This is a genomic window from Cupriavidus sp. 05T313, assembly GCF_056396665.1.
On the sequence record NZ_JBFTLX010000229.1, the window covers coordinates 1 to 22,109 of the forward strand.

Sequence of the window (22,109 nt, forward strand, 5' to 3'; positions counted from 1 at the left end):
ATCCCGAAGTGCGCATCCTGCTGGACACGTCGACGCGCATGCTAAATCTGGCAAAGCGTGAAGCGGATATCGCGGTCCGGTCAGTCAGGCCGGAAAATCCCGATCTAGTCGCGCGGCGCCTGGCTCGCTGGCCCATGGCGCTCTTTGCATCGAATGCTTATCTCGAGCGCCACGGCAAGCCCGCTGCTGGCTCCGCCTTCGCGGGCCACGATCTTGTCTGCTATCAGGGAAACTGGACCGGTAATCGATCACCGACGCTTGCTGGCGAACCGATACACGCGGGGCGCATCGTATCGACCTTCAATTCCAGCCTCATGCTGCGTACCGCGGTAAAGGCAGGCCTCGGCATCGGTGAGCTTCCGATCCATCTGGCTGAACACGACGGCCTCGTGCAGGTATGGCCGGAACCCGCACGTGGGGCGGTCTACGAAATCTGGCTCGTCACGCATCAAGACCTTCGGCATACCGCGCGCATCACAGCAATGATTGACGGCATCGTCTCCGCGTTCGAAGATCACACAACCCACACAAAATGGTCGCGCACGACTTAGCTGCGGCTGCTGCGTGTCGCGCTACCTGCCCGAGCGGCCGATTTATGCGGAATGTCAGCCGTTCAATGCGAGCCGCAGCCGGGCCCATTCAAGTCGGTCAGGTCGCTGGTGCCACGGATAACGGCCTCTTTGAGGCCGACGACCTCAATTGCCTGATCTTTACCGCCATCACTGCGCACTAACTCGAACAGCCGCAGCTTGTGCCAGGCACGTCGCCAACTTCGATGATGTGCTGTTGCGAGTACTTGTTGCCGCTCGCTGGCGCGTCGAATGCGGCGATACGCTTCTCCTGCGCAAGTGTGATCGTCGAAGCGAGAAGCGACTATCGGGACCAGTGTCCCGGTTGCTTTACATTACCCGGGGATCAACCTTAAATGAGGAAGGATTCGGCCCCTCCCAGCCTTCCTCAAGCCAGCCGGCAGCCGCTTTTCCCCCTTCAGTCCGCCATGCCGTCCTCCCTGGAGACATGACGCCGGAGACGGATCAAGCCGTGCTTTGTGGCACCTTGCCGGTAACGCGGCCGAACCCGTAGCCGGGGATTCCGTCGCGAGGTGCATCATGGCTGATCTGTCCAGCGAGCTGGTCGAAGGCTTGAAGTCGAAATTGAGAGGCCAGGCGCTGCAGCCTGGCGATGCGGGCTATGACGAGGCCCGCAGCATCTGGAACGCCATGATTGACCGGCGCCCCGGGCTCATCGTCCAAAGCGCGGGCGCAGCCGATGTCATGCATACCGTGGCGTTCGCGCGAGACAACGGCCTGCTGCTCTCGGTACGCGCCGGTGGCCATAATATCGGCGGCCTGGCGATATGCGAGGGCGGGATCACGCTGGACCTGTCTGCCATGAAGTCGGTGCGAATCGACCCTACCGCGCTGCGCGCCTATGTCGAGCCTGGCGCGACGCTTGGCGATTTCGACCACGAGGCCCAGGCCTTTGGCCTCGCCACGCCGCTGGGCATCAACTCGACTACCGGTGTGGCCGGCCTGACGCTGGGYGGCGGCTTTGGCTGGATCAGCCGGAAGTACGGTTTGTCGGTCGACAACCTCGTCGGGGCGCAGGTCGTCACCGCCGACGGCAAGCTGGTGCGCGCCAGCGCCTCCGAGCATGCCGACCTGTTCTGGGCCATCCGCGGCGGCGGCGGCAATTTTGGCGTGGTCACGCTGTTCGAGTTCGCGCTRCATCCGGTCGGCCCGGAAGTGTTCGGTGGCCTGATCGTTTATCCCTTGTCACAGGCAGCTACGGTCTTGCAGGCACTGCGCGACCGTTTCGCCGGCATGCCGGACGAACTGACCGTCTGGGCCGTGATGCGGCTGGCGCCGCCCCTGCCGTTCCTCCCGCCCGAAGCGCATGGGAAGCCCATCGTGGCGCTGGCTATCTGCTATATCGGGCCGGTGGCGGACGGGCCGCGACTGGCCGAGCCCCTGCGGAAACTGGGCACGCCCTACGGCGAGCACGTAGGGCCCATGCCATTCACCGCGTGGCAGCAGGCGTTCGATCCCTTGCTGACGCCCGGCGCCCGCAATTACTGGAAATCGCACAACTTCGCCGGGCTCGACGACGGCCTGATCACGCTGCTGACGGACTACATCAACAAGCTGCCTTCCCCGCACACAGAGATATTCATCGGCTCGCTGGGCGGCCAGACCAACCGGGTGGCGGTGGATGCCACGGCCTATCCCAGCCGCGATGCCAACTTCGTCATGAACGTGCACGGACGCTGGACCGACCCGGCCGACGACGATGCCTGCATCGCCTGGTCGCGCGAGGTCTTCCAGGCGGCGGCGCYGTACGCGCAGGGCTCGGTGTACGTCAACTTCCTGACGCAGGAAGAGGGCGATCGCGTTGGCGCGGCCTACGGGCCGAACTACGCGCGGCTGGCCGACGTCAAGCGCAGGTACGATCCCGACAACCTGTTCCGCCACAACCAGAACATCAAGCCTGCGTAGCGGGGGGAACCTGGCCTTGCCGCCGGCTCGCCGCCGACAGCATGGCCGACCGCCAAAGGGGTTCCGCGGGCCTGCGTCTGGCAGACGACGCAGTAGCGCTCCGTCAGGCGCAGCAGGGTCTAGACCTGCTCGACCGGAGCGTCCGTATCCAGTTCAAGACGCAGCCGGATCGCCTGAAAACCCACGGCAGTTTCCTTGCTCACGCCAAGCGTGCCGCGGAAATCGAGGTCGCCTTCCACGAGCACGCGCGCATCGCGCAGCGCGACCGAGGCGGCCTCGGGGTGCTCGAGGTACTCGGAGCCTGGATGGTACGGAATTGGTCGGCGTTCATGGATAGTCTCCTCGCGTTTGGCATTGCCCATGGCCTTGGCGGGCTTTGATGCCGGTCAAATCAACCGCGCCCCCGGCCACGCCCCCGACATCACGATATTCCGCACCGACTGCCTGACCGTCTGCATGATGTCCCACAACTCAGGCACCGGCGTGCGGTTTCGCGCGGTGGCAAGCGCCACCTGCCGCGTCACCACCGGATCCACCAGCCGCGCCGAATGCAACCGACCTTGCGCCACGCGGTCGGCCACCGCGGCAAAGGGCAGCAGGGTGGCGCCGCAGCCATCTTCCACCAGCCGCATCGATACGGTATTGGAGGCATCGCATTCCAGCGCCAGTTGCAGGCTCGTGCCGGCCCTGGCCGCCAGCGACTCGGCCAGTACGCGCAGGCCGTGTCCGGTGCTGGGCAGGATCAGCGGCACTTCGCCCAGCCGGCGCACCGGAAAGGTGGGGCCGAGATGGCTCCACGAGGTTGGCGTGACCAGGGTCAGGTCTTCTTCCAGCAGGATGTCGACCTTCAGCGCGCCTTGCTGCTCGGGCAGATAGAGCAGAGCGACGTCGATCTCGCCCGCCGCCAGCCAGGCCAGCAACGGGCTCGCCAACCCTTCGACAAAGCGAACCCTGGTGGCGGGAAAGCGCTGCTTGAGCGCGGTGCCGATGCTGGCGAACGCAGTGTTGGCAATGGTAGGCTGCGCCGCGATCACCAACTGCGCCGGACCCTGCGCCGACGACGCGCGAATGGCTTCGCGCGCTTCCGCCAGCGTGGCCGCTACCTGGCGCGCGTAGACGATCAGGGTCTGGCCGGCTTCGGTCAGCACCACGCCGCGCCCGCTGCGGTGGAACAGGCGGGTGTCCAGCGCCGCTTCCAGCCGGGCGATCTGTCGGCTGACGGTGGACTGGTCCGCGCCCATTTCAAGCGCCGCGCGCGAGATGCTTTGCGTGTTGGCGACGCAGACGAAGCAGGCGAGGTCCTCGGAGTTGAGCGCGGTCATGCGGTGTGTGCGGGCAAGTTCAGGCCTTGGCGGCGGGCTTGTCGCCGATGGCGTGCCCGGACATGTGTTCCAGCGCCCGCACCAGGCCGGAATGGTCCCATCTGGCGCCGCCAAGCGCGCCGCACACATTGAACAGTTGCTGGCACGAGGCGGTATTCGGCAGGCTCACGCCCAGCTTGTGCGCGGTCGACAGCGCCAGGTTGAGGTCCTTCTGGTGCAGTTCGATGCGGAAGCCCGGATCGAAGGTGCGCTTGATCATCCGCTCGCCATGCACTTCCAGGATGCGCGAGCTGGCAAAGCCGCCCATCAGCGCTTCGCGCACGCGGGCCGGGTCGGCGCCTGCCTTGGCGGCCAGCACCAGGGCCTCGCCCACGGCCTCGATGGTCAGCGCGACGATCACCTGGTTCGCCACCTTGGCCACCTGCCCGTCGCCCACGCCGCCCACCAGCGTGATGTTCTTGCCCATCAGTTGCAGCAACGGCAGCACGCGGTCGAACACGGTCTGCTTGCCGCCGGCCATGATCGACAGCGTGGCGGCCCTGGCGCCGACTTCGCCGCCGGAGACGGGGCCGTCCACGTAGTCGCAGCCGAGCGCTTCGATTCTTCCGGCGAAGACGCGCGTTTCTATCGGAGAAATGGAACTCATGTCGACCACGACCTTGCCTTTGGAGAGGCCTTGCGCCACGCCGTTTTCACCAAACAGCACGCGCTCCACGTCGGGCGTGTCGGGCAGCATCAGGAAGATCACATCGCTCTGCCGCGCCACTTCGGTGGCATTGGCGCAGGCCTGGGCGCCGGCATCGAGCAGGGCCTTTGGCGGCCCGCTGCGGGAGTGGACATAGAGCGTATTGCCGCCGGCCAGCAGGTGTTGCGCCATGGGCGTGCCCATCACGCCCAGTCCGATAAATCCGATCTTGCTCATGTCAGTCCCCTCGTCTGTCGTCTGTCGTACGTTGGGGCCGCGCGCGGCGCGGCTTCGGGCGGATGCCGCGCCTAGCCGGCGAAGCGATCGCGCAGCGCCTGCGTGGCGCTGCGGAAGATATTCTGGTCCAGGCCCACCGCCACGAAGCTCGCGCCCATATCCAGGTAGCGGCGCGCATCGGCTTCCACCGGCGTCAGCGTGCCGACCGCCTTGCCCGCTCGATTGGCGGCGTCAAAGATGCGCGCCACCTGCGCCTGCACCTCGGGATGGTTGGGGTTGCCGAGATGGCCGCAGGCTGCAGCCAGGTCCGACGGGCCGATAAAGATGCCGTCCACGCCTTCCACGGCGCAGATGGCATCGGCGGCATCGACGCCTTTCCGGCTTTCGATCTGTACCAGCACGCAGATATTGTCGTTGATCTGGCTGAAGTACTCCGGCACGGTGCCGTAGCGGTTACTGCGCTGGACCATCGACACGCCGCGCACACCGGCCGGCGGGTAGCGGGTGGCGCTGACGGCGCGCCCGGCCTGTTCGGCGCTTTCGACAAAGGGAATCAGGAAATTATAGAAACCGATGTCCAGCAGGCGCTTCATCACCACCGGATCGTTTACCGGCGGGCGCACCACAGGCGCGCTCACGCTGCCTTGCAGCGCCATCAGCTGCGGAATAAAGGTGAGCACATCGTTGGGCGAGTGCTCGCCGTCGAGCAGCAGCCAGTCGAAGCCGGCCAGGCCGAGGATCTCGGTGGTAGTGGGATTGCCCAGCGAGCACCAGCAGCCGATCACGCGCTTGCGCGCGAGGATGTCGGCACGGAAGCGGTTGGGCAGCGGGGAGGGCAAGTTCGAATTCGGCAGCGTTGACATGTCGTTTAGTGTTCCTGTTTATTGAGGCGCGGCGCGCGATAGCGGATGGGGGCTGCGTCAGCCGGTGATGCCGATCTGCCACGGCGCGAACTCATGGTCGCCCAGGCCGAGCAACTCGCTCTTGGTGCGCTGGCCGGAGGCCGCCGCCAGGATCCGCGCGAAGATGTGTTCGCCCATGCTCTGGATGGTAGCGGTACCGTCGAGGATCTCGCCGCAATTGATGTCCATGTCTTCTTCCAGGCGCTGGTACATCGGCGAGTTGGTGGCGAGCTTGAGCGATGGCACCGGCTTGGCGCCGAACATGGAGCCGCGCCCGGTGGTGAAGCAGATCAGGTTGGCGCCGCTGGCGATCTGCCCGGTGGCCGATACAGGGTCGAAACCGGGCGAGTCCATGAAGACGAAGCCCTTTTGCGTGATCGGTTCGGCGTAGCGATACACGCCCATCAGCGGGCCGGTGCCGCCCTTCATCGACGACCCCAGTGATTTCTCGAAGATATTGGCCAGCCCGCCGGCCTGGTTGCCGGGGCTGACGCGGCCATTGATCTGCACATCGCGGCCGGCGGCGTAGCTATCCTTCCACCAGCGGATGCGCTCGACCAGCTTCTCGCCCACCTCGCGGCTGGCCGCGCGGCGCGTCAGCGTGTGCTCGACGCCATAGATCTCCGGCGTTTCCGACAGGATGGCCGTGCCGCCGTGGCGCACCAGGATGTCCATGGCCGCGCCCAGCGCCGGGTTGGCCGTGATCGACGAAAAGCTGTCCGAACCGCCGCATTGCAGGCCGATGCTGATGTGGCTGGCCGGCACCGGCTGGCGTACGGCCCGGTTGGCATCCGGCAGCAGTGCCTGCACCGCGGCCACGCCGGCGGCGATGGTCTTGCGGGTGCCGCCGGTGTCCTGCATGGTGAACGCATGCAGCCGGGGCCCGGGCTCCAGTCCTTCGGCCTTCAGCAGCGCATTGATCTGGTTGCGTTCGCAGCCCAGCCCGACCACCAGCACGGCTGCCAGGTTGGGGTGGCGCATATAGCCGGCCAGGGTCCGCTGCAGCATGGCCATCGGCTCGCCGCTCATCTCCATGCCGCAGCCGGTGCTGTGGGCGAAGGCCACCACGCCGTCCACGTTGGGATAGTCGGCCAGCCGCTCGGGCGTGAACCATTCGGCGATCTTGTGCACCACGGTGGCCGAGCAGTTGACGGTGGCGACCACGCCGATAAAGTTGCGCGTGGCCACGCGGCCATCCTCGCGCACGATGCCGTCGAAKGTGGCTCGTTCCGCTTCGGGCAGCAGCGCTACCGGCACGAAGTCGCGCGCATGGGCGTAGTCGCGGTCGAACTCGCGGAACTCGATATTGTGTCCGGATACCAGCGCGCCCGGCGCAATGTCGGCACCGGCAAAGCCGATCGTGGTGTTGTACTTGAGGATGGGCTCGCCCCTGGCGATGGCGCGCGCCGCGATCTTGTACCCGGCCGGCACCTGGCTGCGGATGCTGAACGCCTCGCCGGGCACTGGCGTGCCGATGCTGAGTTCGGTACGCGCGATCAGTACGTTGTCCTGCGCGTGCAGGCGGATCACCGGGGCGGCGGGTTGGGTAGCGGACACGTTATCTCCTGGGGGCTTCTTCGCGATTGGATATGGCGTGGCCTTTCGTTGCCGCCCGCCGCTGGTGCGGCAGGCGTCGAGGCCATCGTTGTTGCCGGTTCCCGGCGGGCCGCCGCGGCGGCCCTGGCGCAGCCTCAGCGTGCGCCGCTGACGATCTGCTTGGCAAAGCTGGCGCGTTCCATCTCCACGACTTCCACGCTGACCTGCACGCTGTCTTCGGCGTCGCCCGGCCGTACGGCTTCGGCGATGACGTCGCAGACCGCCTTGCTGAGCGCCTGGCGCACCGCCAGTTCGCGGCCGTCCAGGATGTGCAGGCGCGCATGCACGAAGGCGCGTTCGCGTGCTTCGGTGCCCTGGCGGAAGGAAGTCAGCGTAATGCAGCGCGACTTGATGTCGGGTTCGTTGAACTGGCCGGATGCCAGCAACGCGGCATTGGCTTCGTCCAGCAGTTCCTCCTGCGAGCAGGTCAGGCGCGTGTTTTCGGTGATTTCGATAATTAGGTGCGGCATGGTGGCTAGGCCTTGGGTTGTCGGTTTATCGCCCGGAACAGGGCGGATCAGTCCACCGCCAGCCGCGATAGCGGGCCGGGCGATTTCCCTCGCGCGGCCTGCACGCGTGCCGCGGCATCGTCGAGCTGGGCGAGCGTTCCGCTGTCCACGGGCATGAACGCCGCGCGGGCGCGGCGCCATGCGCGCTCGGGCTCGCCGGGCAGGAGGATGGCATCGGTGCCGGGCTGCAGTTGCGAGGACCGCAGCCAGTCGACGAAGGCCTGCACCTCATGGCCAAAGGTGGTGCTGCTGCCCAGGCGCGCCGGGTCGAACACGATGGCCAGCATATTGTTCCAGACCGCATGCTCGTGGGTCAGGGTCTCCGGGCGGATGGTGTGGCCGCCCGTCACGGCAGCGCCCAGCAGTTCGCACATGACCGCCAGCACATAGCCCTTGTGCTCGCCGAAGGCGCGCAGCGCGCCTTGCGGATCGCCTGCGGGCGGGAACATCACGGCGGGGTCGTCGGTGGGCTGGCCTTGCGCATCCAGCAGGCAGCCCGGCGGCACCGGCACGCCCTTGTTGTTGGCCACGCGCACCTTGCCCAGCGCGATCGCACTGGTGGCGAAGTCCATCACCAGCGGCTCGGCGCCGGCCACCGGCACGCCGATGGTGAACGGGTTGGTGCCATAGCGGGCCTCGTAGCCTCCGTGCGGGGCCACGATCGGCTTGGACAACAYGTTGACGAAGTGGATGGAGATCATGCCGGCCGCGGTGGCCTGCTCGGCCCAGTGCCCGACCCGGCCCAGATGGTGCGAGCGGCGCAGGCCCAGCACGCATACGCCGTGCTCGCGCGCGCGTTCGATCGCCAGGCCCATGGCCTCCTCGGTCACCGCCTGGCCCATGCCGCGGTTGCCGTCCAGGCTCAGGATGCCGCCGGCCTCGTGCACCACGCTCACGTGCTGGTTCAGCTGGAGCTGCTCGCCCAGCCAGGACAGCACGTACTTGGGGATCATGCCGACGCCGTGGGAATCGTGGCCGGACAGGTTGGCGCCGACCAGGTGATCGGCGGTGAGGCGGGCCTCGCGCGCGTCGGAACCGGCGGCGAGCCAGAGATCGACTACCCACTGGTGGAGGGCGGCGGTCGGAATGCGGTGTTCACTCATGGGCTTCGGGGGGGAAGAGGGAAGGGGTCACAGGCAAAATCAATTGGCCATCATAAGCCGCCGGGCCCCGCTTGGGTACCCGGCAAGGCACGCGAGCCATGCGCTGGCGTCATTCCGGCCGGATATTCGCGGTCTTGATCAGTTGCGCCCATTTGGCCACTTCGCTCTTCTGGAAAGCGCCCAGTTCGGCCGGGCCCGCGCCGGACGGCTCGATCCCCAGCGCGGCGAGGCGGGCGCGCATGTCGGGTTCCTGGATGATCTTGCCTATGTCGGTGGCAAGGCGGTTGACGATGGGCGCGGGCGTGCCGGCGGGGGCGAACACGGCTTGCCAGGAAACAATCTCGTAGCCCTGCAGTTTCGGCCCGCCGGCCTCGGCCACCGTTGGCACGTCCGGCAACTCACGCGCGCGCTTGGCGGCGGTGGTGGCCAGGGCGCGGAATTTGCCGGACTGGATCATCGGCATGGCGGCCACGCTGTTTTCGAACAGCACGTCCACCTGGTTGCCCAGTAGCGCCTGCACTGCCGGGCTGCTGCCTTTGAATGGCACATGGAGCAGCTTGACGCCTGCCATGTTGGCGAACAATTCGCCGGCGAGGTGCTGCGAGGTGCCATTACCCGCCGAGCCGAAGGAGACCGTACCGGGCTTGGCCCTGGCCGCCGCAATCACGTCCTGCACGTTCTTCCACGGGCTGTTGGCATTGACCACCAGCAGGTTGGGCAGTGTGCCGATCAGGGCCACCGGCTGGAAATTCCTGATCGGGTCGTAGGGCATCTTCGGGTACAGGCTCACATTGATCGCGTGCGAGCTGATGGTGCCGCCCACCAGGGTGTAGCCGTCAGGCGCCGCCTTGGCCACGTAGTCCGAGCCGATATTGCCGCCCGCGCCGGCCCGGTTTTCCACCACCACCGGCTGGCCGATCATCTGCGACAGGCGCTGGCCGATCAGGCGCCCCAGCACGTCAGTGGTGCCGCCCGCGGCGAAGGGCACGACGTAGTTGACCGGCCTGGTCGGCCACGCGTCCTGCGCATACGCCGGCAGGACGCTGGCCAGGGTGCCCAGCGCGGTAAGTGCGGCCAGTGCGCAGGTCCAAAGCCTGGCGAAGCGGCGGGAAGGCTGGAGTGACTGGCCGGGTTGCGGGCGCATGGGCATATCTGGGTCTCCTGATCGTTTTTGTCGAAGCCATCTTCCTTTCCGCTGCCTCGCCGCACCGCCATGCATGGGCAAGGGACGCGGGGGCAGGGCGAGATCGCCTGGCAACAATCTACACGCGCCCGGCAAGCGCAGCCTTGCGTTTTACGCATAGCAGAAATGCGGCGTATGCCAGGCGCACAAGGCACTCGCGGCATAACAATCCATGCAGTCCCGGCTTTTCCGGATTCGCCGGACGCTTTCCGATGCGCTCGTGCCAAGGCAGCGCCCGGCATCTGTCCGATTGCACCGCACCATTCCGTATCATCATGACCAGCCAATCCGTTGCAGCCACCGCGCTTTCCCCGTCATCGCCCGCCAGGCTGGCCCGTTCCGGTGGCCACGTGCTGGTGGACGCCCTGCGCATCCATGGCGCYGAGCGCATCTTCTGCGTGCCGGGCGAGAGCTTCCTCGACGTGCTGGACGCCTTGCATGACCAGCCCGCCATCGACCTGATCGTGTGCAAGCACGAGGGCGCGGCGGCCAATATGGCCGAGGCCGACGGCAAGCTCACCGGGCGCCCCGGCATCTGCTTCGTCACCCGCGGGCCGGGCGCCACCCACGCCAGCATCGGGGTGCATATCGCCGCCCAGGATTCCACGCCGATGCTGCTCTTCGTCGGCCAGATCGCACGCGGCCACAAGGGGCGCGAGGCTTTCCAGGAGGTGGACTATGGCGCCATGTTCGGCTCCATCGCCAAATGGGTGGTGGAGATCGAGGATCCGGCCCGCATCCCCGAACTGGTAGCCCGCGCCTTCCAGTGCGCTACCTCCGGCCGGCCCGGTCCCGTGGTGATCTCGCTGCCGGAGGACGTGCTGGATGGCCTGTGCGAAGTGGCCGATACAGGATGTTATTGCCCGGTGGAGGCCGCGCCGCACGCGGCCGACGCGGCAGCGCTGGCCGTGGCGCTGGCCGGCGCGCAGCGTCCGCTGGTGATCGCCGGCGGCGCCAACTGGAGCGCGCGCGCGGCGGCCGATTTCACCGCCTTCGTGCAGCGCTGGAACCTGCCGGTGGCATGCGCCTTCCGCCGCCAGGATGTGTTCGACAACCGCGACCCGCACTACGTCGGCCACCTCAGCCTTGGCGTCAATCCCGCGCTGGCGGAGCGCGTGCGCGACGCCGACCTGATCCTGGCCTTCGGCACGCGGCTGGGCGACATCGCCACCGATGGCTACACCTTGCTGGAAGTGCCGCGCCCGCGCCAGCGCCTGATCCACCTGCATGCCGACAGCGCCGAGCTTGGCCGCGTGTACCAGCCCGAGCTGGCCATCCATGCGGGCATCGAACCCGGCGCCGCCATGCTGGCCGCGCTGACGCCGCCCGCCGCCGTGYGCTGGGGCGAATGGACCAGCGCCGCGCGCGCCGCGCATACCGCCTTCGCCATGCCGGCCAGGCCGCACCCGCAGCTCACGGGCGTGGACATGGGCGCGGTGATTGCGCACCTGGACCGCGTCTTGCCCGACGACGCCGTGCTGAGTAACGGCGCGGGCAACTACACCGTCTGGCTCCATCGCTTCTACGCCTACCGCCAGCCGCGCACCGAGCTGGCGCCGACTTGCGGCGCCATGGGCTACGGCCTGCCCGCGGCGGTTGCCGCCAAGCTGCGCGACCCGCGGCGCACCGTGGTGTGCTTCGCCGGCGACGGCTGTTTCCTGATGTATCCGCAGGAACTGGCCACCGCCGCGCAGTACGGCGTCAACCTGATCGTGGTGGTGGTCAACAACGGCATGTACGGCACCATCCGCATGCACCAGGAAAAGCGCGCTTGCTGACCGCGCCCGAGGACACAGCCCCGTTCCTCACCGACTGGCGCCGCAGCTGGACCGGCCGCGCGCTCGCGGTGGCGCAGCCGGACACCACCGGGGATGTGGCTGCGATCGTGCGCTGGTGCGCGGCGCGGCGGGTGCCGCTGGTGCCGCAAGGCGGCAATACCGGCATGGTGGGCGGCGCCATTCCCGATGGCGGCGGGCGCGCGCTGGTGCTCTCCACGGCGCGGCTGAACCGCATCCGCGAGATCGATCCGCTCAATAACACGCTGACCGCCGAGGCCGGCTGCATCCTGGCCGCCGTCCAGCAGGCGGCGCAGGAGGCGGGGCGCCTGTATCCGCTGTCGCTGGGCGCGGAGGGCAGTTGCACCATCGGCGGCAACCTCGCCAGCAACGCGGGCGGGGTGCAGGTGCTGCGCTATGGCAATACGCGCGAGTTATGCCTGGGCCTGGAAGTGGTCACGCCCGACGGCGAGACCTGGGACGGCCTGCGTGGCCTGCGTAAAGACAACACCGGTTACGACCTGAAGCAGCTCTTTATCGGCGCCGAGGGCACCCTGGGCGTGATTACCGCCGCTACCCTCAAGCTATTCCCCCGGCCGGCCGCGCGCATGACCGCGCTGGCCGCGGTGAGCAACCCGCATGCGGCGCTGCGCCTGCTGGAACTCGCGCAGCGCCGGCTGGCTGCCACGCTGACCGCGTTCGAACTGATGAGCGGCGTGTGCGTGGCACTGGTGGCACGCCATTTCCCGGACTGCCGCGCGCCGTTCGACCAGGCGCATCCCTGGTACGTCCTGCTGGAAAGCAGCGACCCGCACAGCGAAGCCCATGCCACGCAAGCCTTCGGCGAGTTGATGGAGGAGGCCTTCGAGGCCGGCATCGTGGCCGATGCAGCCATTGCCGCTTCGCTGGCGCAGTCCGATGGCCTGTGGCGGATCCGGCATCACCTGCCCGAGGCCCAGTCGCAAGAGGGCGACAACCTCAAGCACGATATCTCGGTGCCGATCTCGGCCATCGGCGAGTTCATCGCCCACACCAGCGCCGCCATCGTGGCCGCGCATCCGGGCGCGCGCGTGCTGGCCTTCGGCCACCTCGGCGACGGCAACCTGCACTACAACGTCAGCGCGCCGCAGGGCATGCCGCAGCCGGAGTTCGTGCGGGCCAACGGCGCGGCGATCAGCGCGCTGGTGTACGAGGCGGTGCACCGCGCGCGCGGCTCGATCTCGGCCGAGCATGGCATCGGCCAGCTCAAGGTCGACAAGAACGCGCACTACAAATCCGCCGTGGAAATGGCGCTGATGCAGAAAATCAAGCACGCCCTGGACCCGCACGGGCTGATGAATCCGGGGCGGCTGCTGCCGGATCCGTCTCATTGAGCGCACTTCGCATGATCCTGGGGCCGGCAGCATGGCCACTACAAGAACCACAAAGGAGACAACCATGCATCAAAGCTTCAAGCCTTCGCGCCGCGCGCTGCTGGCGGCACTGGCTGCGGCCACCGCCTGCGCGGCGTTGCCCGCGCAGGCGGATACCTATCCCTCCAGGCCGATCCGCGTGGTGGTGCCGTTTGCCGCCGGCGGCAATACCGATATCGTGGCCCGCCTGATCGGGCGCGACCTGCAGAAGGCGCTGGGCCAGCCCGTAGTGGTGGAGAACCGCCCCGGCGCTTCGGGCAATATCGGCGCCGACATTGTCGCCAAGTCCGCGCCGGACGGCTACACGCTGCTGATGGGCACGGTCGGTACCAACGCCATCAACGCCAGTTTCTATCGCAAGATGCCTTACGATACGGCGAAGGATTTCACGGCCGTGGCGATGGTCGCTTCGGTGCCGAACATCCTGGTGGTCAATCCCTCGGTGCCGGCCCGCAACGTCAAGGAGCTTACGCAGTTCGTGAAGAGCGAGAACGGACGCGCCACCTTTGCCTCGTCGGGCGCGGGCAGCTCGATCCACCTTTCGGGCGAGCTGTACAAGGTGATGACAGGAACCGCGATGGTGCACGTGCCATACAAGGGCAGCGCGCTGGCGGTGACGGACCTGATGGGCGGCCAGGTGCAGATCATGTTCGATAACGCGCCGACCTCGCTGCCGTTCGTCAAGTCCGGCAAGCTCAAGGCGCTTGCGGTCACCGGCGCCAGACGCATGGCCGCGCTGCCTGACGTGCCTACCATGGAAGAGGCCGGCCTGCCGGGCTTTGTCACCGGCTCCTGGTTCGGCCTGTTCGCCCCGGCCGGCACGCCGCGCGAGATCGTGGCGAAGGTCAGCGACGCCGTGATGGCAGCCATGCGCCGGCCCGAGTTCCGCGAGCAGCTGGTCAATGCCGGCGCCGAGCCCGATCCCAGGCCCAGCACCGAATTCCAGTCCTTCRCCCTGGCCGAGAAGGTGCGCTGGGAAAAGGTGGTCAAGGCCGCCGGCGTATCGGTCAACGAGTAAAACCAGAGGCGTGCCCGGCACGCCCGACCTGACGGAGCCACTATGCAAAGCCAATCCACAGCCATTGCGCGCCATGATGCCGCTGCGCTGCGCAGCATGGCGCAGGCCATGTTCGAGCGCGCGGGCATGCCCGCCGAGCGAGCCGCCGACGTGGCGGACATCCTGGTCGAAGGCGACCTGATGGGCCACGATACGCATGGCCTGCAATTGCTGCCTACCTACCTGGCCGAGATCGAAAGCGGCAGCATGGCGGTCAGGGAAGACTACGAGGTGCTGGCCAATCGCGCCGCCGTGGCCACCTGGGACGGCAAGCGCCTGCCAGGGCCGTGGCTGACGCTGCGCGCCATGGAAACCGCGATGGCCCGGGCACGCGACTACGGCACCGGTACGGTCACGATCCGCCGCTCCCACCATATCGCCTGCCTGGCGGCTTACCTGGAACGGGCAACCAAGGCCGGCTTCGTCATGCTGCTGTTTTCCTCGGCGCCCGGCGCGGCCACCGTGGCGCCCTTTGGCGGTATGCGCCCGGTGTTTTCCCCCAGCCCGCTGGCGGTGGGATTTCCCACGCCGGAGGGCCCGGTGCTGATCGATGTCTCCACTTCCATCACCACCAATGGCCTGACCGGCCGCTTGTACAAGGAAGGCAAGCGGCTGCCGCACCAGTGGCTGATCGACGAACACGGCAATGCCAGCGACGATCCGGCGGTGCTGTTCCCGCCGCACTCGGGTTCGATCCTGCCCCTGGGCGGACTCGATGCCGGCCACAAGGGCTTTGCGCTGTCGCTGATGGTGGAAGCGCTGACCGCCGGGTTGACGGGCCATGGCCGCGACGATCCAGGCAAGCGCTGGGGCAATACCGTGTTCCTGCAGATCCTGGATCCGGCAGCCTTTGCCGGCGAGGAGGCCTTCGCCACCCAGATGGGCTGGGTGGCGCGCGCCTGTACCGGCAACCCGCCGCGGCCCGGTGTGAAGCGCGTACGGTTGCCAGGGCAGGGCGCGCTGGAGCGCAAGGCGCGCCAGTTGCGCGATGGCGTGGCGCTCAACCCCGTCATCCTGCCGCAGCTGGCGCCGTGGCTGGAAAAATACGGCATGGCGGCACCCGCGCCGTTGGCTTGATGCGGGCGGGCGGCTGCCTGGGATGGAGGACAGCCAAGGCAACGCCGGGGCCGTGGCTTAGCGGTCCTGTGCGCGCAGCACCGATTCGATCTCGCGAATGCGCTCGACCAGTCGCGGGCGCACCTTCTCGAGCAATTGCGTGGCTGGCAGGATGGCCGTCGGGCCGCTGCAGGACAGCGTCATCGGCGGCAGCGCCGGGCCGGGGCGGAAGGCGGCGGCGATCGAGTTGATGTCTGGCAGCCATTCGCCGAAGGATGTGGTGCAACCCAGGCGCAGTACGTCCGCGCGGCTGCGCGCGACGATGGCCTCGGCACTGGCGGCATCCATCCCGTCCTGGTGCCGGAAGGCAGCGAGGGCCTGGCGTTGTTCGCCAGCGGGCAGGGCCTCCAGATAGGCGCGCCCGGCAGCCGAGGTCAGGCCGGAAATCCGCGTGCCGACCGCTACCCGCAACGTCAGGTATGACTCGGACTGGCAATTCTCGTAGATCAGCATCTGCGCGCGGTCGCGCACGATCAGTGAAGTCACGCCCTGTGACAGGTCGGCCAGCTCCTGCATATACGGCCGCACCACGGCGAGCACGTCGACGCCGCGCTGCGCCGCAGGCGCCAGCGCCAGCGCCGAACTGCCGAGCTGGTACTTGAGCTGCTCCGGGTCCGGCCGCAGGTAGCCAAGCTCGGTCAGCGTATGCGTAAGGCGCGACACGGTCGACTTGGGCAGGCCGCAGCGTTGCGCCAGCTCGGCATTGCCCAGGCGCGTCTCGAAGCTGCGGAAGCAGGCCAGCACGTCCAGGCCGCGCGCCAGCGCGGTCACGAAATGCCGGTCTTCCTTGTGCTGGTGCGCCTCGTCGGTCTGCGGTTCGCTCTGCGGTTCGGACATGCGGTGGCCTCGGCGGCGTCAGGGTTGTGCTTCAGCCCGCGCTGGCCAGCAGCTCGCGCAGCCTGGCCTTGAGGATCTTGCCCGACGGCGCGGCCGGCAAGTGGGCCACGACCCTGACCTCGGCTGGCATCTTGTAGGGCGACAGACGCTCGCGCAGGAAAGCGCGCAGAGCGGCCTGGTCCACTTCCATGCCGTCGCGCACTTCGATAAAGGCGATGACCTCCTCATTGCCTTCCACCGCGCGCCCGACCACCGCGGACTGCAGCACGGCCGGGTAGGCGTTGATCGATTGCTCGACTTCCTCGGGGTACACGTTAAAGCCGGAATGGATGATGATTTCCTTGGAGCGGCCCACGATGGACACCGCGCCGTCCGCGTCGATGCGGGCCAGGTCGCCGGTATGCAGCCAGCCGTCGGCATCGATCACCTGCGCCGTCAGGTCGGGGCGGCGGTAATAGCCCTTCATCACATTGGGGCCGCGCACCTGCAGTTCGCCGCTGCCGTCGGGCAGCGGCTCGCCCAGGCGGATCTCTACGTCAGGCACGACCGGGCCCACCGAGCAGTCCGTGCGCGGGGCTTCCACCCGGGTCTGGCAGACCGTGGGCGAGGTTTCGGTCATGCCGTAGCCGTTGTGCAGGATGATTCCGAAGCTGGCTTCGAAGGCGGCCTTGAGCGAGGCCGTCAGCGGCGCGCCGCCGGATTGCGCCATGCGCAGCGCGGGCGCCTGCAGCGGCGTGGCCTGGGCGCGGCTCCATTCGATCAGCTTGGCGTACATGGCGGGCACGCCGTGCAGCACGGTGAGTTGCTCCGTGACCAGCGCGTGCGCGAGTTTTTCCGGGCGGAAGCGCGGCTCGTAATAGACGGTGGCGCCGTTCGAGAGCGGGCCGACCAGCAGCACCGACAGCCCATAGACATGCGAGATCGGCAGCACGCCGTAGACCCGGTCACCCGGCTGCACGCGCGCCTGCAGCCGGTTGGAGCGCCCAATGAACATCAGGTTGGCATGCGTCAGCATCACGGCCTTGGCGGCGCCGGTGGTGCCCGTGGTGTAGATCAGCGCCGCGACCTGGTCGCGCGCCGCCGCTTCCACCGGCTCGGCCACGGCGGCCTGGTCGGTCGCGCCCAGCAGCAGGCGGCCCACGTGCGGCCATTCGGCCGGCTGTGCGCCGCGTGCCAGGCCGTGCTCGCGCGCTTCGGGATGGGCGCTGTCGAGGTACAGCGCGATGCGCGCCCCGCAATGCTCGACGATGTTGTCGATCTCGCGGGCGGACAGGCGGGCGTTGACCGGCACGGCCCATGCATCGAGTGCGCTCAGCGCCAGGATCAGCACCGCGCAGCCCACGCTGTTCTCCGTCACCAGCACCACGCGATCGCCGCCGCGCACGCCCTGGGCCGCAAGGGCGCGGGCAGTCTCGGCAATGGCGCCGTCCAGTTCGCCGTAGCGCAGCGACCGCTCGGCATCCATCAGCGCCACGCGCTCGGGATGGCTCTGGACCCAGGGGCCAAAGGTCTGGTGCAGGCGGGTAAACGAGGAGGAGGGGGCGGCAGCCGGCGCGTGCGCGCCGGGCATGGGAGTGCGACTCATACAGTCTCCGTGTAAGGCTTCCGGCGTGGGCCGCCGGATTGTTCGATCGCCGGATATTCCCACCGATCGCCTTGCGCGTCAACTGCAGGGTGGAACTGCAGTTCTGCATTGCAGAACTGCAGTTCGATTGCCATGACACCTGCTACGCTGACCGCCGCCTGATAGCCACCCTCAGAACCGGAAGCGAGCCACCCCGGCCGCCAGCCCGGCCGCTTGTTGATCCAGGCTGGCGGCCTGCGCCGTGACGGCTTCCACGAGTTCGGCGTTCTGCCGGGTGGTCTGGTCGAGCTGGGCCACGGCCTCTCCGACCGAGCGGATGCCGCGTGCCTGTTCGTCCGCCACGCCGCACAGCCGCTCGGCCAGCGCATGGCTTTGAGCCACCGCCTGCTCGATGCCGCCCATTGCGCTGACCACTTGCCCGCTCAGGCGCGCCCCGCGGGCGATCTCCTCGCCCGCGTGGCCAATGGTGGCGCGAATTTCGCGCGCGGAGGTTGCGCTGCGCTGCGCCAGCCCGCGCACTTCCTGGGCCACGACCGCGAAGCCGCGCCCGGCCTCGCCCGCGCGCGCGGCTTCCACGGCAGCATTGAGCGCCAGGATATTGGTCTGGAAGGCGATGCTCTCGATCACCTCGACCATTTCCGTGATGCTGCGCGAGTGCTGGTTCACCGCCTCCATGGCGCCGCTCATCTGGCCGACCACCGCCATGCCACGGTCGGTGGCTTCGCGTGCCCGGAGCGCCATCGCGCTGGATTCGGTGGCCTGTGCGTGGGCCTGCCCGACCAGCGCGGTAAGGCGCGCCACGCTGTCGGCGGCGGCGGCCAGCGCCGCAACCTGCAGTGCGGTGCGGCGGGACAGATCCTGGTTGCCATGGGCAATGCCTTCGCTGGCCGCGGCGATTTCGGCGCCGGAAAGTTGGATGCCTTCCAGTACGCCGGCCAACTGGTCGCGCATGCGTGCCAGCAGGCACATCAGGCTGTGCTCGTCGCCCGCCCGCACGCGCACCGGCTGCTGCAAATCCCCCGAGGCGATGCGGCTCGCCACCTTGGCCGCGTCGGCCGGTTCGCCGCCCAGCTCCGAGAGCAGCAGGCGCGAAGCAAACCAGGCCAGCGCGGCCGCCGCCGCCAGGCTCGCCACCAGCATGGCCGCCATCACGGCCTGGGCCCGCAACTGGCTGGCGGCCACCGTGGCGACCGTATCGGCGGCCTGCCGCTCCTGCTGCTTGCGGGTGACTTCGACCAGCTCGGCCAGCTTTTGCAGCTGTTCGCCCAGGAAATGACCATCGACCGAGACCGAACTGTCGAACTGCAACGCATCGAGCGGCTGCTTGCGCAGCAGGGCGACGTAATCCCGCAGCATTGCCGCGGCACTGTCGCGCTCCTGCTGCAACGCCTGAGCCTGCGCGGGCGCCGCGTTGCGAACGATCGACAGGGCCTGGTCGAGGCCACCGAGAGCGCTATCGATATCGGCCACCGCGCCATCGCGCTCGCTGCCGCTGGTGGCCATGGTCAGCGCCAGCTGGGCACGGCCAAGCCGGGCCAGCGCCGATTGCGCGCGTTCCGCGGCGATGGCGCCCTGCATATCCCGCTGGTAAAGCGTATCTGTCATCTGCTTGACCGAAACCAGACTGAAGATGCCCGTCAGCCCGACCACGGCACCAAACACATAGACCAGCGCGAACGCGGCGCACATGCGCGCGGCAAGCGGAAGCCGGCCCAGCCAGGACGGGATGCGCCAGCCCGTGCGGCGTGGAAAACTGAGTTTGATGGTTTGCGACACGTTGAGACTCCGATGGACCAGGCGGCCCACTTGCTGACCCTGGGGTACCGCCATCCCGCGCTTGCGGCGGGCGACGGCATGAATTGGATTTTCCCCGCATGCTGGCCGGCATCTGTGACGCATCCATGACATCCCGGCCGCGCGAGGGGGTAATCGATTTTGTCATCCGGGCGACACATTCCTGACATGAAATAGAGGGCGAGTCACTTTGGCTCACCGGCTTTTCGCGCCTGGCGCCGCGCTTTCCCCACGTCACGTTCACTCCGTCCATGCAATTTGCCTCTCCCCTGGCCGGCGCGCCCGTGCCGCGGCTGCGTTTGCCGCCGCTGCACGCCGTCTTCCAGCCTATCGTCGCCTTCAGCACTGGCGAGATCCTGGGCTATGAGGCATTGGTTCGCGGCCCGTCCAACTCGCCGCTGGCCATGCCGGACGCTTTGTTCCGTCTCGCCCGCAACGAGGCCGAAACCGTCCAGATCGAATTGCAGGCGGCGCGCACCGGACTAGCCAGCTGCCTGGCGCGCGGCTTGCGCGGCAAGCTGTTCCTCAACTTCAGCACCATGGCGCTGCGCTACCTGCTGGCCGAAGACGGCCGCGCGATGCGGACCCTGATAGCGGACAGCATCGCGCCGGAACGGGTGGTGATCGAGGTCACCGAGCAGACGCCCATCGAGGACGCCGAGCGCTTTGGCCAGGCCATGGCTGTGCTGCATGCRTTGGGCATGCAATGCGCGCTGGACGATTTCGGCACCGGCCACGCCAATCTCGACCGGCTGATTCTTCTCGCACCGCACTTCACCAAGCTGGACAAGTCGCTGGTGCGCGGTATCGGCACCTGCTCGCGCCGGCTCGAGGTCGTGCGCACGCTGCTGGCCCTGGTGAAGGCAATGGGGGGCGCGGTAATCGCCGAAGGCATCGAGGACGCCGACGAACTGGCGGTGCTGCGCGACCTGGGCGTGCCCTTCGGCCAGGGTTATTACCTCGGACGGCCGGAGCCGCAGCCGCTGCGGGAAGTCGGGCAGCAGGCCCGCCAGGCGCTGGTGTCCAGGCAGATCGCCGTGTTTCCGCAGGCCGTGCGTTCGGCGCATCCCGGGGTGTCGGCGGGCAAGCTGCTGCGGTCCGCTCCCGCCGTGAGCCCGGCCACCAGCAACAATGAACTGCTGGCGCTGTTTCATGCGCATGCGGGACTGCATGCGGTGGCGGTGGTGAGCGAGGACGACACACCGCTGGCCATCGTCAACCGGCACTACTTCATCGACCGCTTCGCGGTGCCGTTCCATCGGGAGCTGTATGGCAGGAAAGCCTGCATCGGCATGGCCAATCGCGCGCCGCTCTGTTTCGACTTGAGCGCGAGCATCGAGGAAATGGCGCAGGCGCTGTCGGGCGAGGACCAGCGTCCGCTGGCCGACGGCTTCATCATCACCGAGCGGGGGCGCTACGCCGGCCTTGGCACCGGCGCCGACCTGATCCGCGCGGTGACCGAGATCCGCATGAAGGCGGCGCGCTACGCCAACCCGCTGACCTTCCTGCCGGGCAACATGCCCCTGAACCGCCATATCGATCGCCTGATCGAAGCGGGCGCGGAGTTCCATGCCTGTTATGTGGACCTCAACCATTTCAAGCCCTACAACGACCAGTACGGCTACTGGAAGGGCGACGAAATGCTGAAGGGAGCGGCCGCCATCCTCACGCAAACTTGCGATCCCACGCGAGATTTCCTGGGCCATGTGGGAGGAGACGATTTCCTGGTGCTGTACCAGAGCCCCGACTGGGCGGAACGCACGTGCTCGGCGATTGCGCGTTTCAATCGTGCGTCACGCGAGATGTACGACGACGCCGACCGCGCGGCAGGCGGCATCCATGGCGAAGATCGCGGCGGGCAGGCCGTGTTCTTCCCCGCCGTGTCGATGGCTGCTGGCGCGGTGCGGGTCGGGCCACGGGTGCTGGAAGGTATTGCCGGGCTGCCCCGCCTGGGCAGCAGCCATATCGGCGCGGCCGCGGCTATGGCCAAGCGCGAAGCCAAGAAGGCCGCCAGCGGTTTTGCCGTGATCGACCTGCGCGACCTGATGCCAAGCAGCCGGCCGGGGACCTGACGGGCGCCGCCGCGGCAGCGGTCAGCCGAACCCTTGAGGGCTCGGCGCGGCCAGGCCCGGACCGGTTTGATCGAGGCGATAGCCCTGGGCATAGATCACGGTGAGGACCAGGCCGTTGCGGGGACAGAGCCGCAGCGTGCGGCGCAGGCGCGAAACCAGGCTCGCCAGCGCGCGCGACGACGGCGGCAGCGGGTAGCCCCATATCGCCAGCTCGATATGCGTGTGCGATAGGACGCGTCCTACATTGGAAAACAGCAGCGAGGCGAGATCGAACTCCTTGGGCGTCATCGGCAGCCGCCGGCCCTGGAATACGGCCTGGTGCGAGAGGCAATCCAGTGCGTAAGGGCCGACCTTGACGACACGGTCAAGCGATTGCCCGCGCGAGGCAGTGCGGCGCTGCAGCGCATACAGCCGGGCCACCAGTTCCCG

Annotated in this window: 19 protein-coding genes and 1 pseudogene; 7 read left to right on the forward strand and 13 right to left on the reverse strand. The window is 67.9% G+C overall.

The window, feature by feature from the left end:
• On the forward strand, nucleotides 1–551 hold a 551-nt coding region (locus AC1DKD_RS32755), incomplete at its 5' end, for a LysR substrate-binding domain-containing protein (protein WP_477144184.1).
• A gap of 558 nt (nucleotides 552–1,109) precedes the next feature.
• The gene (locus AC1DKD_RS32760) at nucleotides 1,110–2,495 is read left to right on the forward strand and encodes an FAD-binding oxidoreductase (RefSeq protein WP_477144185.1); all 1,386 of its coding nucleotides are present in this window, start codon (nucleotides 1,110–1,112) and stop codon (nucleotides 2,493–2,495) included.
• A 119-nt stretch (nucleotides 2,496–2,614) separates the two neighbouring features.
• Here AC1DKD_RS32760 and AC1DKD_RS32765 read toward each other — a convergent pair whose 3' ends face one another.
• The 8 genes and pseudogenes from AC1DKD_RS32765 to AC1DKD_RS32800 form a co-directional block, all read right to left on the reverse strand.
• Nucleotides 2,615–2,857 carry a hypothetical protein gene (locus tag AC1DKD_RS32765; RefSeq protein ID WP_441636077.1) on the reverse strand — a complete coding sequence of 81 codons (243 nt, stop codon included), beginning with the start codon at nucleotides 2,855–2,857 and terminating at the stop codon, nucleotides 2,615–2,617.
• A 24-nt stretch (nucleotides 2,858–2,881) separates the two neighbouring features.
• Nucleotides 2,882–3,817 carry a LysR family transcriptional regulator gene (locus AC1DKD_RS32770; protein WP_035861286.1) on the reverse strand — a complete coding sequence of 312 codons (936 nt, stop codon included), beginning with the start codon at nucleotides 3,815–3,817 and terminating at the stop codon, nucleotides 2,882–2,884.
• A 19-nt stretch (nucleotides 3,818–3,836) separates the two neighbouring features.
• Nucleotides 3,837–4,763: pseudogene (locus AC1DKD_RS32775) on the reverse strand (2-hydroxy-3-oxopropionate reductase); the annotation flags it as partial.
• A 47-nt stretch (nucleotides 4,764–4,810) separates the two neighbouring features.
• The gene (gene garL / locus AC1DKD_RS32780) at nucleotides 4,811–5,602 is read right to left on the reverse strand and encodes a 2-dehydro-3-deoxyglucarate aldolase (RefSeq protein ID WP_441636079.1); all 792 of its coding nucleotides are present in this window, start codon (nucleotides 5,600–5,602) and stop codon (nucleotides 4,811–4,813) included.
• 57 nt (nucleotides 5,603–5,659) lie between these two features.
• Complete coding sequence (locus AC1DKD_RS32785; protein WP_441636081.1) at nucleotides 5,660–7,198, reverse strand: UxaA family hydrolase; 1,539 nt, start codon at nucleotides 7,196–7,198, stop codon at nucleotides 5,660–5,662.
• Nucleotides 7,199–7,332: 134 nt separating this feature from the next.
• Nucleotides 7,333–7,707 (reverse strand): 5-carboxymethyl-2-hydroxymuconate Delta-isomerase, encoded by a 375-nt coding sequence (locus tag AC1DKD_RS32790; RefSeq protein ID WP_441636083.1) that lies wholly within the window; start codon nucleotides 7,705–7,707, stop codon nucleotides 7,333–7,335.
• 47 nt (nucleotides 7,708–7,754) lie between these two features.
• Complete coding sequence (locus AC1DKD_RS32795; protein ID WP_477144186.1) at nucleotides 7,755–8,849, reverse strand: malate/lactate/ureidoglycolate dehydrogenase; 1,095 nt, start codon at nucleotides 8,847–8,849, stop codon at nucleotides 7,755–7,757.
• A 109-nt stretch (nucleotides 8,850–8,958) separates the two neighbouring features.
• Complete coding sequence (locus AC1DKD_RS32800) at nucleotides 8,959–9,993, reverse strand: Bug family tripartite tricarboxylate transporter substrate binding protein (protein WP_477144187.1); 1,035 nt, start codon at nucleotides 9,991–9,993, stop codon at nucleotides 8,959–8,961.
• Between the two features lie 314 nt (nucleotides 9,994–10,307).
• On the opposite strand from AC1DKD_RS32800, the gene AC1DKD_RS32805 reads away from it, so the two are divergent.
• From AC1DKD_RS32805 to AC1DKD_RS32820, 4 genes are all read left to right on the forward strand, one after another.
• A complete protein-coding gene (locus AC1DKD_RS32805) occupies nucleotides 10,308–11,810 on the forward strand; it encodes a thiamine pyrophosphate-binding protein (RefSeq protein WP_477144188.1) in 1,503 nt (500 codons plus the stop codon).
• Complete coding sequence (locus tag AC1DKD_RS32810; RefSeq protein WP_477144189.1) at nucleotides 11,804–13,180, forward strand: FAD-binding oxidoreductase; 1,377 nt, start codon at nucleotides 11,804–11,806, stop codon at nucleotides 13,178–13,180. Before AC1DKD_RS32805 ends, AC1DKD_RS32810 begins: the two co-directional genes overlap by 7 nt.
• 64 nt (nucleotides 13,181–13,244) lie before the next feature.
• On the forward strand, nucleotides 13,245–14,237 hold the full coding sequence (locus AC1DKD_RS32815) for a Bug family tripartite tricarboxylate transporter substrate binding protein (protein ID WP_477144190.1): 993 nt from the start codon (nucleotides 13,245–13,247) through the stop codon (nucleotides 14,235–14,237).
• A gap of 42 nt (nucleotides 14,238–14,279) precedes the next feature.
• The gene (locus tag AC1DKD_RS32820; protein ID WP_441636411.1) at nucleotides 14,280–15,353 is read left to right on the forward strand and encodes an Ldh family oxidoreductase; all 1,074 of its coding nucleotides are present in this window, start codon (nucleotides 14,280–14,282) and stop codon (nucleotides 15,351–15,353) included.
• A 57-nt stretch (nucleotides 15,354–15,410) separates the two neighbouring features.
• Here the strand turns inward: AC1DKD_RS32820 and AC1DKD_RS32825 are convergent, their stop codons facing one another.
• Genes AC1DKD_RS32825 through AC1DKD_RS32840 form a run of 4 tightly spaced genes read right to left on the reverse strand, consistent with a single transcriptional unit; the run spans nucleotide 15,411 to nucleotide 19,590 of the window.
• The gene (locus AC1DKD_RS32825) at nucleotides 15,411–16,229 is read right to left on the reverse strand and encodes an IclR family transcriptional regulator (protein ID WP_441636409.1); all 819 of its coding nucleotides are present in this window, start codon (nucleotides 16,227–16,229) and stop codon (nucleotides 15,411–15,413) included.
• Between the two features lie 31 nt (nucleotides 16,230–16,260).
• Entirely contained in the window at nucleotides 16,261–17,814 is a 1,554-nt protein-coding gene (locus AC1DKD_RS32830; protein WP_441636407.1) for a class I adenylate-forming enzyme family protein, read from the reverse strand.
• Entirely contained in the window at nucleotides 17,811–17,948 is a 138-nt protein-coding gene (locus tag AC1DKD_RS32835) for a hypothetical protein (protein WP_441636405.1), read from the reverse strand. The genes AC1DKD_RS32830 and AC1DKD_RS32835 overlap by 4 nt, the downstream gene beginning before the upstream one ends.
• A 37-nt stretch (nucleotides 17,949–17,985) precedes the next feature.
• Nucleotides 17,986–19,590, reverse strand: a complete 1,605-nt coding sequence (locus AC1DKD_RS32840) for a methyl-accepting chemotaxis protein (protein WP_441636403.1) — start codon at nucleotides 19,588–19,590, stop codon at nucleotides 17,986–17,988.
• Nucleotides 19,591–19,859: 269 nt separating this feature from the next.
• Here AC1DKD_RS32840 and AC1DKD_RS32845 point away from each other — a divergent pair, with 269 nt between their 5' ends.
• Nucleotides 19,860–21,680: a phosphodiesterase gene (locus tag AC1DKD_RS32845; RefSeq protein ID WP_441636401.1), complete on the forward strand. Its 1,821-nt coding sequence runs from the start codon at nucleotides 19,860–19,862 to the stop codon at nucleotides 21,678–21,680.
• A 21-nt stretch (nucleotides 21,681–21,701) separates the two neighbouring features.
• Here the strand turns inward: AC1DKD_RS32845 and AC1DKD_RS32850 are convergent.
• A partial coding sequence (locus AC1DKD_RS32850) for a winged helix-turn-helix domain-containing protein (RefSeq protein WP_477144191.1) occupies nucleotides 21,702–22,109 on the reverse strand: 408 nt, incomplete at its 5' end.

Coding starts and splice junctions, on each gene's coding strand:
- AC1DKD_RS32820 (WP_441636411.1), top strand. CDS start 14,280: ATGCAAAGCCAATCCACAGCCATTGCGCGCCATGATGCCGCTGCGCTG.
- AC1DKD_RS32770 (WP_035861286.1), bottom strand. CDS start 3,817: ATGACCGCGCTCAACTCCGAGGACCTCGCCTGCTTCGTCTGCGTCGCC.
- AC1DKD_RS32835 (WP_441636405.1), bottom strand. CDS start 17,948: ATGGCAATCGAACTGCAGTTCTGCAATGCAGAACTGCAGTTCCACCCT.
- AC1DKD_RS32790 (WP_441636083.1), bottom strand. CDS start 7,707: ATGCCGCACCTAATTATCGAAATCACCGAAAACACGCGCCTGACCTGC.
- AC1DKD_RS32800 (WP_477144187.1), bottom strand. CDS start 9,993: ATGCGCCCGCAACCCGGCCAGTCACTCCAGCCTTCCCGCCGCTTCGCC.
- garL (WP_441636079.1), bottom strand. CDS start 5,602: ATGTCAACGCTGCCGAATTCGAACTTGCCCTCCCCGCTGCCCAACCGC.
- AC1DKD_RS32765 (WP_441636077.1), bottom strand. CDS start 2,857: ATGGGCAATGCCAAACGCGAGGAGACTATCCATGAACGCCGACCAATT.
- AC1DKD_RS32830 (WP_441636407.1), bottom strand. CDS start 17,814: ATGAGTCGCACTCCCATGCCCGGCGCGCACGCGCCGGCTGCCGCCCCC.
- AC1DKD_RS32825 (WP_441636409.1), bottom strand. CDS start 16,229: ATGTCCGAACCGCAGAGCGAACCGCAGACCGACGAGGCGCACCAGCAC.